General features: G+C 72.7%; 14 protein-coding genes. 9 read left to right on the top strand and 5 right to left on the bottom strand.

Features of this window, described 5'->3' with window-relative positions; all coding sequences use genetic code 11:
• Positions 1 to 21: 21 nt before the first annotated feature.
• The 5 genes from ACFPP6_RS12335 to ACFPP6_RS12315 all read left to right on the top strand — a co-directional run bounded on the left by ACFPP6_RS12335 (position 22) and on the right by ACFPP6_RS12315 (position 5,403).
• On the top strand, positions 22 to 981 hold the full coding sequence (locus ACFPP6_RS12335) for a DUF4328 domain-containing protein (protein WP_382040295.1): 960 nt from the start codon (positions 22 to 24) through the stop codon (positions 979 to 981).
• Positions 982 to 1,015: 34 nt separating this feature from the next.
• Entirely contained in the window at positions 1,016 to 1,792 is a 777-nt protein-coding gene (locus ACFPP6_RS12330) for an RNA polymerase sigma factor (protein ID WP_382040995.1), read from the top strand.
• The gene (locus ACFPP6_RS12325) at positions 1,792 to 3,189 is read left to right on the top strand and encodes a hypothetical protein (protein WP_382040292.1); all 1,398 of its coding nucleotides are present in this window, start codon (positions 1,792 to 1,794) and stop codon (positions 3,187 to 3,189) included. The genes ACFPP6_RS12330 and ACFPP6_RS12325 overlap by 1 nt, the downstream gene beginning before the upstream one ends.
• A gap of 205 nt (positions 3,190 to 3,394) precedes the next feature.
• Complete coding sequence (locus ACFPP6_RS12320) at positions 3,395 to 5,086, top strand: acyl-CoA mutase large subunit family protein (protein ID WP_382040290.1); 1,692 nt, start codon at positions 3,395 to 3,397, stop codon at positions 5,084 to 5,086.
• A 98-nt stretch (positions 5,087 to 5,184) separates the two neighbouring features.
• Positions 5,185 to 5,403 (top strand): hypothetical protein, encoded by a 219-nt coding sequence (locus ACFPP6_RS12315; protein ID WP_058045918.1) that lies wholly within the window; start codon positions 5,185 to 5,187, stop codon positions 5,401 to 5,403.
• 77 nt (positions 5,404 to 5,480) lie between these two features.
• Here the strand turns inward: ACFPP6_RS12315 and ACFPP6_RS12310 are convergent, their stop codons facing one another.
• From ACFPP6_RS12310 to ACFPP6_RS12295, 4 genes are all read right to left on the bottom strand, one after another.
• Positions 5,481 to 7,004, bottom strand: coding sequence for an alpha/beta hydrolase (locus ACFPP6_RS12310; RefSeq protein WP_382040287.1), 1,524 nt, complete (start codon positions 7,002 to 7,004; stop codon positions 5,481 to 5,483).
• Between the two features lie 207 nt (positions 7,005 to 7,211).
• On the bottom strand, positions 7,212 to 7,418 hold the full coding sequence (locus ACFPP6_RS12305; protein WP_382040284.1) for a DUF397 domain-containing protein: 207 nt from the start codon (positions 7,416 to 7,418) through the stop codon (positions 7,212 to 7,214).
• Complete coding sequence (locus tag ACFPP6_RS12300) at positions 7,411 to 7,596, bottom strand: DUF397 domain-containing protein (RefSeq protein ID WP_382040281.1); 186 nt, start codon at positions 7,594 to 7,596, stop codon at positions 7,411 to 7,413. Before ACFPP6_RS12300 ends, ACFPP6_RS12305 begins: the two co-directional genes overlap by 8 nt.
• Before the next feature lie 16 nt (positions 7,597 to 7,612).
• Positions 7,613 to 8,554, bottom strand: coding sequence for a helix-turn-helix domain-containing protein (locus tag ACFPP6_RS12295; RefSeq protein ID WP_382040278.1), 942 nt, complete (start codon positions 8,552 to 8,554; stop codon positions 7,613 to 7,615).
• A 152-nt stretch (positions 8,555 to 8,706) separates the two neighbouring features.
• Here ACFPP6_RS12295 and ACFPP6_RS12290 point away from each other — a divergent pair, with 152 nt between their 5' ends.
• Positions 8,707 to 9,180: an ATP-binding protein gene (locus ACFPP6_RS12290; RefSeq protein ID WP_382040275.1), complete on the top strand. Its 474-nt coding sequence runs from the start codon at positions 8,707 to 8,709 to the stop codon at positions 9,178 to 9,180.
• Here the strand turns inward: ACFPP6_RS12290 and ACFPP6_RS12285 are convergent.
• Positions 9,143 to 10,603, bottom strand: coding sequence for an amidase (locus ACFPP6_RS12285; protein ID WP_382040272.1), 1,461 nt, complete (start codon positions 10,601 to 10,603; stop codon positions 9,143 to 9,145). The two genes, ACFPP6_RS12290 and ACFPP6_RS12285, sit on opposite strands and share 38 nt — an antisense overlap.
• Positions 10,604 to 10,701: 98 nt before the next feature.
• Between ACFPP6_RS12285 and ACFPP6_RS12280 the strand changes: the two genes are divergently transcribed.
• From ACFPP6_RS12280 to ACFPP6_RS12270, 3 genes are read left to right on the top strand one after another with little or no spacing between them, the layout of a single operon-like run.
• Entirely contained in the window at positions 10,702 to 11,178 is a 477-nt protein-coding gene (locus ACFPP6_RS12280) for an SseB family protein (RefSeq protein ID WP_382040269.1), read from the top strand.
• The gene (locus tag ACFPP6_RS12275) at positions 11,175 to 11,888 is read left to right on the top strand and encodes a hypothetical protein (protein WP_382040266.1); all 714 of its coding nucleotides are present in this window, start codon (positions 11,175 to 11,177) and stop codon (positions 11,886 to 11,888) included. Before ACFPP6_RS12280 ends, ACFPP6_RS12275 begins: the two co-directional genes overlap by 4 nt.
• Positions 11,888 to 16,753 (top strand): putative T7SS-secreted protein, encoded by a 4,866-nt coding sequence (locus ACFPP6_RS12270; protein ID WP_382040264.1) that lies wholly within the window; start codon positions 11,888 to 11,890, stop codon positions 16,751 to 16,753. The genes ACFPP6_RS12275 and ACFPP6_RS12270 overlap by 1 nt, the downstream gene beginning before the upstream one ends.
• Positions 16,754 to 16,756: the final 3 nt, after the last annotated feature.

Genomic DNA, 16,756 nt, shown 5'->3' with positions numbered 1-16,756 from the left:
CGTTTCAGGGGGTTCTCACCTATGTATCCGTGCGGTCACTGCCGCGCCGCCGCCGTCGGCCCGGACGGCCGCTGCGCCGCCTGCGGTGCCTACCAGCAGCAGGCGGCCACGGCGCCCGCGCCCGCCTACGGGTACCCGTACGCCCCCGCGATGCCGCAGGCCCCGATGCCCGTCGGCGGCGTGGACCTGCGCCGCGGCATGCGGATCGCGCTGATGACCGCGCTCGGGGCGAGCATCGCGGCGCTGCTGTTCGTCTTCTGGGCCGACACCCAGACGCGCATGGCGCTGCAGGACATGCTCGACAACGGCGTGACCTCCACCACGCAGGAGGACCTCGAGGACACGGACGCCGTGGCCACGGTCTCCTCGCTGCTGTACGTCCTGACCCTGGCCGCCTCCGCCACGTTCTGGGCCATCTGGTTCCGGCGGGCCCGCATCAACGCCGAGTTCTTCGCGCCCGGCAGCCAGCGCCTGGGCATCGGCTGGGCCGCCGGCGCGTGGTTCACCCCGGTGGTCAACCTCTGGTTCCCCAAGCAGATCGTCAACGACATCTACAAGGCCAGCGCCCCGCAGGGCGCCCCGAAGGCCCTGCTGAACTCCTGGTGGACCCTCTGGATCGCCGCCGGCGTCTGCAACATGCTCTCGACGGTGCTGGGCCTCGGCGCCTCCGCGCGGATCGCCACCAAGGGCTACGACGGCTCCACCTGGCGGGAGGACGTGGAGGCGCTCAAGAACTCGGCCACCGTCTCCGGCCTCGGCACGATGCTGATGATCGTCGCCGGCGTCCTCGCCATCCTCGTCGTCCGCCAGCTCGCCCGCCTGCAGGAGCAGCGCGCCATGCCGGGCGCCGGCGGGGCCGTTCCCGCCGGTGTGCCGTACGGCGCGCCCGGGTATGTCCCCGGGCAGCAGCCCGGCGGCCCCGCGGCCGGCTGGCCCAACCCGCCGCAGAATCCTTACGGCAGCGGGCCGGCGGGCTACTGAGCCACGGAATCTCCGAGTGGTGCAGGATGAGGGCGTGCAGGGGGACGACGCCGAGCTGACGGCCGCGGTGAACGCGGCCCAGGGTGGGGACGAGACGGCATTCCGGACGGTCTACCGCTCCGTCCACCCCCGCCTGCTCGGGTACGTACGAACGCTCGTCGGCGAGGCCGACGCCGAGGACGTGGCCTCCGAGGCGTGGCTGCAGATCGCCCGCGACCTCGAACGGTTCGCCGGCGACGCGGACCGCTTCCGCGGCTGGGCCGCCCGGATCGCCCGCAACCGCGCCCTCGACCACATACGGATGCGCGGCCGTCGCCCGGCCATCGGCGGCGACGAGAGCGAGCTCGCGGGCCGCGCCGCCGACGCCGACACCGCCGGCGAGGCCCTGGAGGCCGTCGGCACCGGCAACACCCTCGCCCTCATAGCCCGGCTCCCGCAGGACCAGGCGGAGGCCGTCGTGCTGCGCGTGGTCGTCGGCCTCGACGCGAAGAGCGCCGCCGGAGTGCTCGGCAAGCGCCCGGGAGCGGTGCGCACCGCCGCGCACCGCGGGCTGCGCAGGCTGGCCGAAATGGTGACGCCGGGAGCCGACGGGGTCGACGCGATCGACGGGACGACCGGGACGGCCGGGACGACCGGGACCGTGGGGGACGACGGAACGGCGCCGGCGCCCGGTGGCGCCGGCCGGCCGGCGGGGAGGCCGGTCACCGACACCGTCCCCCAGCAGCGGCGGGCGCAGCCCGGGTCACACCCCGGAGCGAACGCTTCTGCCGGTGTGACGCAAATGCGTGCGCGGACGCAGAAGGACATGTGATGGCGGACGACCACCGGTACGACTGGCTGGAAGACTGGCTGGACGAGGACGCCGTGGAGCGCTTGCTGAGCGGGACGGCGCCCGTCGCCCGGGCCGGTGACTCCGCCGACCCCGTGAACGAGTCCGCGTCGCCGGCGGCTTCGGGGGCATCCGCCTTTGCCGGCGCTTCCGGCGCTTCCGGCGCTTCCGGCGCTTCCGGCGCTTCCGACGCTTCCGGCGTCTCCGGTACCTCCGGCGTCTCTGCCGTCCCCGCAGGCGCAGCCGGTGCCGCATCCGTACCCGGGGACTCGGCCGACTCCGTATCGGGCACCCGGCCGGACGGCCGCCGCGCACCCGGCGGCCCGGCCGGCCCCGTAGCGAGCACCCGGCCGGACGGCGACCCCGTACCCGGAACCCGGCCGGACGGCCACCCCGTGCCGCCCGAGGCCGAGCGGCTCGTTGCCGCGCTGCGGTCGCTCGTGCCGGCGCCCGCTCCCGCCGGGCAGCCCCTGCCGGGGGAGGACGCGGCGCTGGCGGCGTTCCGCGAGGCGAGGGCCGCGGCGGCTGCGCCCGCCTTCGCGGCCGTGCCCGAGCCGGCCGTGCAGCTCGGTGCGCCCGCGGCCCGTCCCGCGACGGGGCGCGGTCTGCTCACCCGCTGGCGGCCCGTCAAGGCCGCGCTGGCCATGGCCCTGGCCGGCTGTGCCATCGGCGGTGTCGCGGTGGCGGCCGGCGCGGGCGTGCTGCCCGGGCCCTTCGGCGGCTCGGGCGGGCATCCCGCGGCCGCGCCGAGCGTGTCCGCCTTCGGCGACGAGCACGCCGGGAGCGCGTCCCCCGACGGCAGCAGGCCGCCCGGCGGCACGCCGTCCCGCAGCCCGGACGGCAGCCCGAGCGCCGGCGGCAAGCCGGACGGCTCCGGTTCGCCCACGCCCGGCTCCGGCCGGAGCGGCTCGCCCGCCGACCGGGACAGACCCGGCGACTCCGCGTCCCCGTCGCAGCGCCCCGGCCGGGGCGACGACAAGGACAAGGGCGACGACGCCCGCGGCGACGGCTCCAAGGCCGGCCCCCTGGCCACCCGCCTGTGCCGCGACTACCTCGCGGCCCAGCAGCGCCGCGACAGTGTCGACGAGGACTCCGTCCGGACGCTGGAGCGCGCCGCCGGCCTCGGTGGCAACGCCGACCTGCGCACCTTCTGCGAGAACGTGGTCAAGGCGGCCGACGGCGGTGACCCCGCCCGCTCCGGCACGATCACCGGCTCCGGCGGCGGGCGGAGCTCCGGCAAGACCGGCGGCACGGGTGACGACGGCGGCGGCTGGGACAGTCCGGGGCGTCTCTCCCGCCTTGTGCCGCCCGTCCACAGCGATCCCCGTTTCACCGTTCCGGCCCCCGGTGTGACGTTTTCCGACCCCACGGCGCTGTAGGTAGTGAGCCGACTGGTCATCGGCTGCGCACGAGCCGGAGTTCCCCCCATACCGTCGGCTCATGCGCTTCGGCGCGGGCGGGGCTCTTCCCCCGGCTCTGCCCGCGCCCCCCTCTTTCCCCCCCGTGTCGGGGCTGCCCCGTGCGCCCCGGTCGGCGCATCCTGTCTGCAGGATGTGCCGAGCAGCAGCGGGAGGCGGGACGCCCATGGCGCGCGAACCGGACAGCGGCAGGCCCCACGGCGGCAGGCCCCAAGGCGACAGGCCCGGCGGCGAGCCCGGCGGCGGGGGAGCGGGGCGGCAACACGGCGCGGGGCGCCCGCCCCGGCTCACCGAGTCCGGGCAGGCCGTCGAGCCCGTCTACGGACCCGGCGCCCTCGACGGCTGGGATCCCGCGGAACGGCTCGGCGCGCCCGGCGCGTACCCCTTCACGCGGGGCGTGTACCCGACCATGTACACCGGCCGGCCCTGGACGATGCGCCAGTACGCGGGCTTCGGCACCGCCGCCGAGTCCAACGCCCGCTACCGCCAGCTCATCGCCCACGGCACCACCGGCCTGTCCGTCGCCTTCGACCTGCCCACGCAGATGGGCCACGACTCCGACGCGGAGCCGGCGAGCGGCGAGGTCGGCAAGGTGGGCGTCGCCGTGGACTCCGTCGAGGACATGCGAGTGCTCTTCGACGGCATCCCGCTCGGCGAGGTCTCCACGTCGATGACCATCAACGCGCCCGCCGCGCTGCTGCTGCTGATGTACCAGCTCGTGGGGGAGGAGCAGGGCGTCCCGGCGGACCGGCTCACGGGGACCGTCCAGAACGACGTCCTCAAGGAGTACATCGCGCGCGGCACGTACATCTTCCCGCCGAAGCCCTCGCTGCGGCTGGTCGCCGACACCTTCGCGTACTGCGGCGCCGAGCTCCCCAAGTGGAACATGATCTCGATCTCCGGCTACCACATGGCCGAGGCCGGCGCCTCGCCCGTGCAGGAGATCGCCTTCACCCTCGCCAACGGCATCGAGTACGTGCGCACGGCCGTCGCCGCGGGGATGGACGTCGACCGCTTCGCCCCGCGGCTGAGCTTCTTCTTCGTCTCGCGCACGACGCTGCTGGAGGAGGTCGCCAAGTTCCGGGCGGCCAGGCGGATCTGGGCGCGCGTGATGAAGGAGACCTTCGGCGCCCGCGACCCCAAGTCGCAGATGCTGCGCTTCCACACCCAGACGGCGGGCGTCCAGCTCACGGCCCAGCAGCCGGAGGTGAACCTGGTGCGCGTCGCCGTCCAGGGCCTGGCCGCCGTCCTCGGCGGCACCCAGTCCCTGCACACCAACTCCTTCGACGAGGCCATCGCCCTGCCGACGGACAAGGCCGCCCGGCTGGCGCTGCGCACGCAGCAGGTGCTCGCCTACGAGACGGACGTGACCGCGACCGTGGACCCGTTCGCCGGCTCGTACGCCGTCGAGTCCCTCACCGACGCGATCGAGGAGGCGGCCGTGGACCTCATGGGCCGGGTGGAGGACCGCGGCGGGGCGGTCGCCGCCATCGAACAGGGCTTCCAGAAGGCCGAGATCGAGCGCAACGCGTACCGCATCGCACAGGAGACCGACAGCGGCGAGCGGGTCGTCGTCGGCGTCAACCGCTTCCGGCTCGACGAGGAGGAACCGTACGAGCCGCTGCGCGTCGACCCGGCCATCGAGGCCCGGCAGCGGGAGCGCCTGGCGCGGCTGCGGGAGGAGCGCGACGGCCGGGCGGTGGAGACGGCGCTGGCGGCCCTGCGCAAGGCCGCCGCCGGGACGGACAACGTCCTGTACCCGCTGAAGGACGCCCTGCGGGCGCGGGCGACGGTCGGGGAGGTGTGCAACGCGCTGCGGGAGGTGTGGGGGACGCACGTCCCGGCGGACGTCTTCTGACGGCAGTCGTCCTCTGACCGCAGTCGTCTTCTGACGGCAGTCGTCTTCTGACCGCAGTCCTTCCTGAGCACGGTTCTCCGTAGGAGACACTGGAGGGTATGTCCGCTCCCCGCCGCGCCTGCCCCGTATGCACCCGCGAGATCGCCGTCGTCGGCGGCCGCTACGCCCGTCACGACCCGCCGGGCCGCCGCCCCGCCTTCTCGTACGAGCTGATCTCCTGCCCGGGCTCGCGCCGCTCGGCGCCGCTGCTGGCGACGGAACCGCGCCTGTTCGACCCGGAGGAGCCTCCGACGGACGGACAGCAGCAGCTGTTCTGACGCGTCTGCCGCCGTGGCGGGCGGCAGACGCCGGCTGGTGGACCGGTGGACCGGTGGGTGGAGCCGGCGGTGCCGGCCTACCTGGAGCGCTGATCCTCTGCCTCTGCCGATGCCGCACAGAAGGTGTCCCCGGCGGGGCGCTGCCCGGTGACGAGGAACCGGCTGACGGCACGATCGCTGCACGCGTTGCCGGTGTCGAGCCACACGCCGTGCCCGCTGGACTCCACCGAGACGAGACGGGCGCGGTCGCCGAGGGCCGCGCGCATCTTCAGGGCCCCGTGGTGCGGGGTCGCCGGATCGCGCAGGTTCTGGACCATGAGGATGTTGGACGGGCCCCGGGACGTGATGCGGGTGGGCTTCTCCGCGGGCTCGTCCTTCCAGAACGCGCACGGCGTGATGCTCGCGGGCATACCGGCCGTGAGCGGATGGCGGGCACGGTCGGCGGCCACGGCCCGCTCGTACGAGGAGACGTCGCGCGGCCAGCTCACGTCGTTGCATACGGTGCCGGCGAACACGGCGACGTCGCGCTGCGTGAGCGGTTCGGGGAGGGGGTCGGGGACGGTGAGCGGGCTGTCACCGCCGCTGCGGGCGGCCTGGACGAGCGCGGCGAGACCGGGGTAGCCCGCGCGGTCGTACAAGCTCAACTGCAGGACCTGCCGCAGCAGGTTGCCGGTGAGGAGATGGCTGGAGCCCTTGAACGCCCGGGGCTTGCGGTCGAGTTCGGCAGCAAGGTTCAGGAACATCGGCCGGACGTCCTCGGGGCGCTCGGCGAGCCGGTCCTTGCCGCGGGCCGGGTCGGCGGCCCAGCGGGCGAAGTCGGGGAAGCTGTCCTCCGCGCCCGGCGCCATGTTGGCCAGCCAGGTGCGCCCGAGGCGGGCGGGGTCGGGGTCGAGGCTGCTGTCGAGCACCCAGCGGTCCGTGCGCTCGGGGAACATCTGCGCGTAGACGGCCCCGACGTACGTGCCGTAGGACACGCCGACGGCGGACAGCTTCCTCTCGCCCAGCGCCTTGCGGAAGCTGTCGATGTCCCGGGCCTCGTTGCGCGTCGACAGGCTGCGCAGCACGTCACCGCCGTTGCGGGCACACGCCTCGGCGACGCGCCGGGCCCGGGCCACGCTCTCCGAGATGTCCCCGTCCGGCCGCGGCCAGGCCCGGAACTCCACCAGCTGCCGGTCGCTCTCGGCGACCCCGCAGTCGACCGCAGTACTGCCCCCCACGCCCCGCGGATCGATCCCCACGATGTCGTAGGCCCCCTGGGTGGCCTTACGCACCTTCTCCCCCTCCCGCCCCACAGCCTCCACCCCGGAGCCCCCCGGCCCTCCCGCTATGAGCAACAACGTGCCGCGCCGCGCCTCGGGCCGCTCCGAACGGAGCCGGGTGACAGCAATGTCGACACTGGGCCCGGAAGGCTTCCGGTAGTCGAGCGGAACGGCAAGCGTGGCGCACTCGGCCCCGGCCGCACTGCCCTCACCGGTACAGGCCCGCCACCCGAGCGAGCCGGGGTGCGGCGCGGTGGCCGCCTGAGCGGGAACGGTGAGAGCGGTGGCGCAGGCGGCGGCGGACAGCGTCAGGAGGATGCCGGTACGGCTACGGGATCTCATGCAGCCAAGCGTGACTGACGGGGCGTCGGCTGACTATGGGGACAACTGGCCATGCGGGGTGGGGGTGGCCCCAGGCGGGGGTGCCTTGGCGGGGCTGCTGGGGTGCCCGGGTGGCGCTCTCGGGTCACTTATCCGCCGCGCACTGCGACCGGGCGGGATATTTCCGGGCCCAGAAGGCCGCCCCCCTCACCATCCGCGGCCGGATGCCTACCTCTTGGTGGCCAGGCGCGACAATGTTCCCGCTTTGAGGGTGCCTATGAGCATACGGAGGGCGGGTGGGGTTGTCCGCACCACGGCGGCGGGGGTATCGCTCTCGCGGAGGGCGAGTGTGGCGCCTGTTGCGGCGACTTCGACACAGTCGTTGCCACCGTCCCCGGTTCCCGAGTACGTGGACTTATGCCAGCCATCACTCATGGCCCGCTCCTGCCTTGAGGGTGCGTATCAGTGCGCCGAGGGCGGGTGGGGTGGTCCGCACTACGCTGCGGGGCGTGTCGCTCTCGCGGAGGGCGAGCGTGTCGCCGACTGCGGCGACCTCCACGCAGTCGTTACCGTCTCCATTTCCCGAGTACGTGGACTTCTGCCAGGTGGTCATGCGCATCATCAGTCCTTCACAGTTCGCGTGCGATCCGATGGATGAAGTCGCGAGTCTCCCGTGGGTCGAGTGCCGCACGCTCCACCTTGCCCCAGCGGTTGCGATATTTGGCGAGTTGCTCGTCAGCATAAAAGAAGCCGCTCCCATGGGCGTGATCAACCTGCACGGTGTCCAAGTCGGCGACACGGTCGGCCGCGTAGAGCATCGAGTAGCCCATACCCGCGAACCCGTCGACATCGAACGGGACTACCCGGATCGTGACACCCGGCCAGTCGGATGCAGCCAGCAGGAAGTCGAGTTGATCGCGCGCAACCTTGCGGTCAGCCGCCCTCATACGCAGCGCGGCCTCATGCACGATCGAGGTGAAAGTCGGGGGATTATCGCGCTCAAGCACCTCACGACGCTGCAGGCGGAAGGCAACCACCGTTTCGAGGTCGTACAACCCCAATTCAGCAGCCACGTCGCCGAATAGAGCCCGCATGTACTCCTCGGTTTGCAGGAGTCCTGGCACATGGACGATCTGCACGCTCTGGAGGGAACTCGCATGCCACTCCAGCTCTGCCAGATCCAAGGCAGACGGAGCCATCCGTCCCCGGTACTTCTCCCACCACCCGCGCGAACGCTCGGCAGCCCGCTCCGCGAGGGCGTCGACCAGGGCGGGGTCCTGTACGCCGTAGCGCTCCGCAAGGGCGCGCGTCCGCTCGGCGCCCACCGCGGCGTTGCCCGCCTCGATGTGGGACAGCCACGCCTGGTCCCGGCCGACGGCCGCAGCGGCGTCGCGCGCCGAGACCCCCGACCGCTCGCGCAGCTTCCGCAGCTCGGCGCCCAGACGCTCCTGCCTGGCCGTGACGATGCTCCGCCTCGCCATGTCGCCCTCTTTCTCGCGCGCTTGCGGCGCCAATGTGTCACAGCGGGCCCCGATGGGGCGAACTTCACGGGATCGGTTGCGCAGTCCCAAAATTGGCACCTACGTTGAGTGTCGCGCAGCTCACACCACGAGCTCACCGTCCCGGAAGCGCACCGCCCCGCCCTGCCCCCACGCAGTGGCGCCCGCGGCAATGACACCGGGCGTCAGGTCACTTCACCCCACCCCACCCCGCCGGAGGCGACATGCTGCTCCTGCCTGCCCCGAAGCCAGTCCCCCTCGCGCCTGCCGAGATCGAGCCGTTCGAGTACCGCCTGCGCGTCCCCAACGACGCCCGCGCCGTCCCCATCGCGCGCGGCGCCACCCGCGCCGTCCTGGCGGCCCACGGCCTGGGTGAACTCATGGGCCGCGCCGAACTGCTGGCCTGTGAGCTGCTCACCAACGCCATCGTGCACACGACCGACGCCGCCGAGCTCCGCGTCTCCTGGTCGCAGTGGGAGATCCTCACGCTGACCGCGTGGGACAGCGGTGACCTCCCACCCGCCCCGCGCTCGGGTTCTCACCCCTACGACGACAACGGCCGCGGCCTGACGCTCCTCCGTTCGCTCGCCGACAACTGGGGGCACTTCGCCTCGCCGCACGGCTTCACGTGCCGCCCCTCCAAGGCCGTATGGTGTTCGATCACGCGCAGGCAGTCGTCGTCTCGCCCGCATGGGTGAGCTCGGGCCACTGTTCGAACCAGCGCTCTTCCGCCTCGAGTTGGGCCGCCAGGGAAATGAGACGCGGTTCGCTGTGGGCCGGGCCCAGGAGCTGGGCGCCCAGGGGCAGGCGGCCCTGTTCCGTGAAGCCCGCCGGGACGCTCATGCCCGGCCAGCCGAGGACGTTCCAGGGCCAGGAGTACGGGCAGGCTGCGATCATGGTCGCGTCCGTGCGGCTGCTGGAGAGGTCCGAGAGTTCCCCGTTCCGTAGCGGCGGCACGGCGGTCGTCGGGGTCAGGATCACGTCGAAGCGGTCGAAGATCTCCCCCACGCGCCGCCGCAGCGGCTCCTCCGCGGCGCGGGCCACGCGCAGCACCCCGCCGCCCAGGATCAGGCCGCCGCGCGCGTTGACCTTCGTGCGGGCGTCCAGCAGGGCGGGGTCGGGGACGCGCCCGGCCCATTCCCGTACGCCGGACATCGAGCGCGGTACGAACGTGAGCCCGATCAGCCCGTAGCGCGGCTCCTCCTCGATCACCTCGTGGCCGAGGGAGGCCAGCCGTTCCGCGATGCGGACGGTCGCCGCGGCGGCCTCCGGGTCGAGCCGCTGGCGGGCGGCGGCGAAGGCGGGGCGCAAGGAGAGGGCGATCCGCAGCCGGCCCGGGTCGCGGCCGGCTGCGGCCAGCGCGTCCACGGGCGGCGGCCGGTGCAGGTCCCCGTCGTGGCTGCCGCTCGCCGCCTGCAGCAGCAGGGCCGCGTCGGCGACCGTACGGGCGAGCGGGCCGTGGCAGGTGATGCCGCGGAAGGCTTCCGGCTCGGGCCAGGTCGAGACGCGGCCCCGCTGCGGTTTGATGCCGACCAGGTGCGTCCAGGCGGCGGGGATCCGGATCGAACCGGCGCCGTCCGAGCCGAGCGCGGCCGGTACGAGCCCCGCCGCGACGGCGGCCGCCGCACCGCCCGAGGAGCCGCCGGGCGTGTGCTCCGTACTCCACGGGTTGCGCGTCACCCCGAACGCCGGGCCCTCCGTGACGGGCCACTGCCCGAGCTCCGGCGTGTTCGTCTTGCCGACGACGATCGCGCCCGCGGCCCGCAGCCGCCGTACCGCCTCGCTGTCCGCCGATTTCGGCGGGAAATCGCCCGCGCAGCCGAAGGCGGTGGGCTCGCCCGCGACGTCGACGTCGTCCTTCACCGCCACGGGGACGCCGAGCAGCGGAAGCCGCTCCCCGGCCTCGCCGGCCGCCAGCCGCCGGTCCGCCGCGTCGGCCTCGGCGAGCGCCGCCCCGGCCCGTACGCGGCGGAACGCGTTGAGCAGCGGCTGTGTCTCCGCGATGCGGGCCAGCGAGCGCTCTACGAGTGCGCGTGACGTGACGTCACCTGCGGCCAGTGCCCGTACCTGCTCGACCAGTCCACTGCCCGTCAGATCCGTTAAGCCCGTGGTGTCTGCCATCGGGTTCCTCCCCCGTGGTTCGGAACTCTTCGTTCCGAATACCGTGAGTGCACCTCTGGCCTCATTTTGTACCCTTCCTCTGGCTTGGGGAGGCGAGAGTGACGTCATCGACGGCGTTGACGGACGAAATACGCGCACTGCATGCGGAGGAGGGGCGGCCGGCTGCGTTGGTCGGCCGGTTCCGCAGGTCGGCGGTGCTGGTGCCGTCGGACGGTCAGGACGGTTTGTGGTCCGTCGAGTACGGCGGGATCCGCTGGATCTGCGCGTTCACGGACGAGGCGGCGCTCGGGCGGTTCGCCCTCGCCCGAGGGGCCGCGCCCCGTGCGGACGGGACGACCGACTGGGCGTACCGCACGGTGCTGGGCGCGCGGCTGCTGGACGTGGTCGTGCCGGCCGTCGGCGTACCGGCCGGTGTCGCTCTCGACGTCGGCAGTGAGCATCCGATGCTGTTCCCGCCGGTGGCCGGGATCGTGCCCGACGCGTACGCCGTCAATACGGATGCGGGCACCGGCACCGGCACTGACATCGGCATCGGGCGCGGCATCGGCATCGGCATCGCGGAGGGCACCGCATGACCGGCAGTGGCGGCGCCAGCGGAAGCAGCAGCGGCAGCGGCCCCGGCGACGGCCTCGCGGCCGACTCCGCCGCACTCGGCAACATAGCCAAGGGCATCAACGGCGCCATCGGCGAACTCAAGTCCATCGGCTCGCCCGGCGACGCGGCGGTCGGCCGCGGCTTCGACGAGCTCGCCCTCAGCGGCGTCGAGCTGGGACACGAGGGACTGGCGGCAGCGTTCAAGACCTTCTGTTCCCGGTGGGACTGGGGGGTGCGCGCCCTGGTGCACGACGGCAGCCAGTTCGCGCAGCGCGTGGGGCTCGCCGCCGGTTACTACCACGAGCAGGACGCGTACATCCGGGACACGTTCAAGGTCGGCGTGAACGCCGTGATGGGCAACCCGCACCTCCTGGAGGAGGACGTGGAGAAGAAGTCCATGTCCGAGATCCTCGCCGACAACCCCGTGAACGACTTCAGCCACCCGGACTACAGCGCAGAATCGTTCCGCAAGGCGGACGGGAACATCCGCCGGGTCTGGGCCGACACCGCCCGCGACGCCTCCACCGGCGCCGCCAACGGCTACGGCAAGGGACCGCTCGGCCGCCAGGGCACAGAGGCGGCGAACAGACTCGCCGACAAGCTCGACGGAGGGCGCGCCGGAGAGCACCCGGGCGGGCACCCCGGTGTGCACGCAGGTGAGCGCGCCGGCGAGCCGGAGGGCCGCGACTGATGGGTGTCTTCGATCCCCTGGTCAAGGGCCTCGACAAGGTCGGCGAAGCCGCCGAAAAGGGCCTCGACAAGATCGAGAAGAAGGCGGGTGAGGCCGTCGAGTGGGGCGCGGACAAGGCCGCCAAGGGGCTGGACAGGATCGGCGCCCACGACGAGGCGCTCGCCGTCAGGTACCTGGGCGACCGCACGGCCTCGGAGCTCGGCGCCGAGATCAAGGAACAGCAGCTCGGCCAGACCGAGAACCCGCTGGCCCTGGTCCACGGTGAACCCTGGGGCATCGAGGCCGCCGCCAAGCACTTGCAGGCCTTCCACAAGGCCTTCGACACCACGCACTCCGGCCTCCAGCGGGTCCACTCCGGGGAGTGGAAGGGCGAGGGCGCGAAGGGGTTCGACACCCACTTCGCGCCGGAGCCGAAGAAGTGGGCACAGGCCGCCGACGCGTGCGAGAGCGCCGCGAGCGCGCTCACCGCGTACGCGCACACCGTCCGCTGGGCCCAGAAGCAGGCGATGGAGGCCCTCCGCCTCTACAAGCAGGGCACGAAGGCGACGGAGAAGGCCACCAAGGCCTACAACGACAAGGTCGACGCGTACAACGCGAAGCTGAAGGCGGGCGAGGACCCGGGCGCGCGGCCCGGCACCTTCGAGGACCCCGGCGCCGCCGACATCAAGGAGGCGCACCGCATCCTGGGCGAGGCCCGCAAGCAGCGGAACACGGCGGCGGGCGAGGCGAAGGCCCGGATCGACAAGGCCGTCGAACTCGCCCCGAAGGAACCGGCCTTCCACAACCGCATGAAGGGCGACATCCAGGACTTCGCGGCGGCCTCGAACGTCGAGCTGCTCCACTTCGGCGGCGGTGTCTTCCGGGCCGGTACGGATCTGGTGAAGTTCACCCGCAGCCTCGATCCGCTCGACCCGTACAACATCACGCACCCCGCGGAATACGTCACCGGCATCAACAACACCGCTGCTGGTCTCGTCTCCCTCGCGTCACACCCCGAGCGCATTCCGGGAACGCTGCTCGGCCCCGGCTGGGGCTCCGACCCCTCCGAAGCCGCGGGCCGCCTCACCGGCAACTTCCTCATGGGCCTCACCAGCGGCGGCGTCGCCGGGGCGGGCACGCGCGTGGGCGCGGGCGCGGCCGGGCGGGGTGCGGAGGCCGGGGCGCGAGCGGGGGCGCGGGCCGGGGCGAAGGCCGGGGCCCGGGACGCCGGGAAGGAGGGGGCGGAGAGCGCGGCGCGGCGGGCGGCCAAGGAGGAACGGCAGGAGCCGAAGAAGGACCCCAAGGAGGTCGAGGTCTGTGAGACGGACCCCGTGGACATCGTCACGGGCCGCATGTTCCTCCCGCAGACGGACGTCACCCTCCCCGGTGCGCTGCCCCTGGTCTTCTCCCGCCATGTGAAGTCCGGCTACGACTGCGGCCGGTGGTTCGGCCCGTCGTGGGCGAGCACCGTGGACCAGCGGCTGGAGATCGACGACGAGGGCGTGATCTTCGTCGACGAGCAGGCGCGGCTGCTGGAGTACCCGCATCCGGTTCCGGGCGTCGCCACGTACCCGGCGAAGGGCCCGCGGTGGCCGCTGACGATCGAGCCCGACGGCACGTACAGCGTGGCCGAGCCGGAAACGGGTCGCACCAGGTACTTCGCCCCCCACTCCCACGGTCTTCAGGGGGACGGGGACGGCGGTCAGGCGCTTCTGCGCCAGCTCAGCGACCGCAACGGCCACTGGATCGCCTTCGAGTACGACGCCGGCGGCACGCCGACAGCGATCGCCCACGACTCCGGCTACCGCATCCGCATCACCACGGATCCGGACGCGGGCCGCATCACCGCGCTGCACCTGGCGGACACGGAACTGATCCGCTACGGGTACGGGGACGGGTCCGGGTCCGGGTCCGAGGCCGGGAGCGAGGAAGGTGGCGGGGGCGGCAACCTGACCGAGGTCGTCAACTCGTCCGGTCGGCCGCTGCGTTTCGCGTACGACGAGCGCGGCCGGATGACGTCGTGGACCGACCGGAACGATACGCACTACGCGTACGAGTACGACGACCGGGACCGCTGCGTCTTCCAGTCGGGGACCGAGGGGCACATGCGCAACACCCTCGAATACGGGAGCCCTGACCCCGGCACCGGCGTGCGCACCACCAAGGTGACCGACGCCCTCGGCAACACCAACACCTTCACCATCAACCGGCGCTCGCAGATCGTCGCCGTCACCGATCCCACGGGCGCCACGACGCTGTCCACGTGGGACCGCCACGACCGTCTCCTCTCGCGCACGGACCCCCTGGGCCACAGGACGGAGTTCCGTTACGACGAGGACGGGCGCCTGGTGTCGGTGTTCCGTCCGGACGGGCGGCGGGTCTCGGCCACGTACACCGCGCTCGGCCTGCCCGGGACGACGACCGGCCCGGACGGGACGCTCTGGCGCCACACGTACGACGCGGCGGGCAACCGCACGTCGACGACGGACCCGGCGGGCGCCGTGACGACGTACGCCTACGACGGCGCCGGCCACCTCGCCTCGGTGACGGACGCCCTGGGCAGCACCACCCGTCTCACCTGCAACAGGGCCGGTCTGCCCGTCGAGATCACCGACCCCCTGGGGGCCGTCACCAGCTACCGCCGGGACTCCTTCGGCCGCGTGACGACCGTCATCGACCCGCTCGGCTCCACGACCCGCCTCACCTGGACCGTCGAGGGCCGACTGGCCCGCCGCATCTCCGCGGACGGCGCCGAGGAGCGCTGGACGTACGACGGCGAGGGCAACTGCACGGCGTACACGGACGCGCTGGGCGGCGTGACGCGTTACGAGTACGGCCCCTTCGACGTCATGACCGCCCGGACCGGGCCGGACGGCGTACGGCACGAGTTCACGCACGACACCCGCCTCCAGCTCACCCGCGTCACCAACCCGCAGGGCCTGACCTGGGACTACGCCTACGACCCGGCGGGCCGCCCGGCCGCCGAGACGGACTTCGACGGCCGCACGCTGACGTACGCGCACGACCCGGCGGGCCGGCTCGTGTCCCGTACCGACGGGACGGGCGAGACGATCACGTACGAGCACGACGCGCTGGGGCGGGTGGTGCGCAAGGTCGCGGCGGGCGCGGAGACGACGTACGTCCACGACGCGGCGGGCCGCCTGATGGAAGCCGCGGGGCCCGGCGCGACGCTCGTCTACAGCCGCGACCGCCTCGGCCGCGTCAAGTCCGAGACGACGAACGGCCGGACGCTGACCTTCGCGTACGACGCCCTCGGGCGGCGCACGCGCCGGGTGACGCCGGGCGGGGCGGTGAGCACGTGGACGTACGACGCGGCGGGGCGGCGCACGTCGCTGACCGCGTCGGGGCGCGTGATCGACGTCGAGCACGACGCGGCGGGCAGGGAGGTGGCCCGGCGCTTCGGGGAGGGGGTGACCCTGTCGTCGGCGTGGGACGCGGTAGGACGCCTGGTGTCACAGGGGCTGGAAGGCACGGGCGAGTTGCTCCAGCACCGCGCCTACACCTACCGCCGCGACGGCCACCTCACCGGCATCACGGACACCACCACCGGCTCCCGCACCTTCGACCTGGACACGGCGGGGCGGGTCACGGCCGTCCACGCCCCGGACTGGACCGAACGCTACGTCTACGACGAAGCCGGAAACCAGACGGAGGCGACGTGGCCGGCGACCCACCCGGGCGCCGAGGCGCAAGGCGCCCGCACGTACACGGGCACGCGAATATCCCGCGCGGGCGGAATCCGCTACGAACACGACGCACAAGGCCGCGTCATCCTCCGCCGGAAGACCCGCCTCTCGCGGAAACCGGACACATGGCGCTACGAGTGGAACGCGGAGGACCGCCTGACCGGGGTCACCACCCCGGACGGCACGCAATGGCGCTACGCGTACGACCCGCTGGGCCGCCGCATATCCAAGGAACGCCTCACGGCGACGGGCGAGGTGGCGGAACGCCTGGACTTCACGTGGGACGGCGCGACGCTCACCGAGCAGACCACCACATCCGTGGAGTGGCCGAACCCCATAACCCTGACCTGGGACCACAACGGCCTCCACCCGATAGCCCAGACCGAACGCATATCGGCGGCGGACGCGCCCCAAAGGGAGGTGGACCGCCGCTTCTTCGCGATCGTCACCGACCTGGTGGGCACACCGACGGAGCTGGTCGACGAGACCGGCCGAACGGCGTGGCGCACCCGCTCGACCCTCTGGGGCACGACGGCGTGGTCACGCAACGGCACGACGTACACCCCGCTCCGCTTCCCGGGCCAATACTTCGACCCGGAAACCGGCCTCCACTACAACTACCACCGCCACTACGACCCGGAAACGGCCCGCTACACCACCCCGGACCCCTTGGGCCTGGCCCCTGCCCCGAATCCGGCGACGTATGTCCACAATCCCCATACGTGGATGGACCCGCTGGGGCTTGCGCCGTGCCCAAAGAACGGTGGAGGCGTCAACGGCGGTAGTTGGGACCCGGATGAGGCTCCATACCTATACCGAGGGATCAGCTACGCAGACGGCTCCCAGCCGGCCCACTGGGTGGAAGCCTATGAGAATGCGCAAGCGGGGCGGGCACTCCCGAGAGGCGGGCACGATGACGTTCAACGGCATGTCGGTGGCGATGAGGGGACCGACAGTGTTTTCACATCATGGACTACCGACCTGGAGGACGTCGCACGCGAAGCCAGCACTTACGGAAATGGTCCTGGAATTGTACTGAGAATCCCCAATGGGGATGGTGCGGGATATTCTCGCGTGCCTGGAGTCCACTACCCCTATGACGAATCCGAGGTCACGATACGGGGGGTCGTCGGAGGCGCGGAGATCAGCATTGGTGGCGGCCCATGGATGAGGCCGTGAAGG

The organism is Streptomyces aureoversilis (assembly GCF_042657885.1).
Classification (GTDB): Bacteria; Actinomycetota; Actinomycetes; order Streptomycetales; family Streptomycetaceae; genus Streptomyces; species Streptomyces aureoversilis.
The sequence above is the reverse complement of the archived record's forward strand: the minus strand, read 5'-3'. Positions and strand labels throughout refer to the sequence as shown.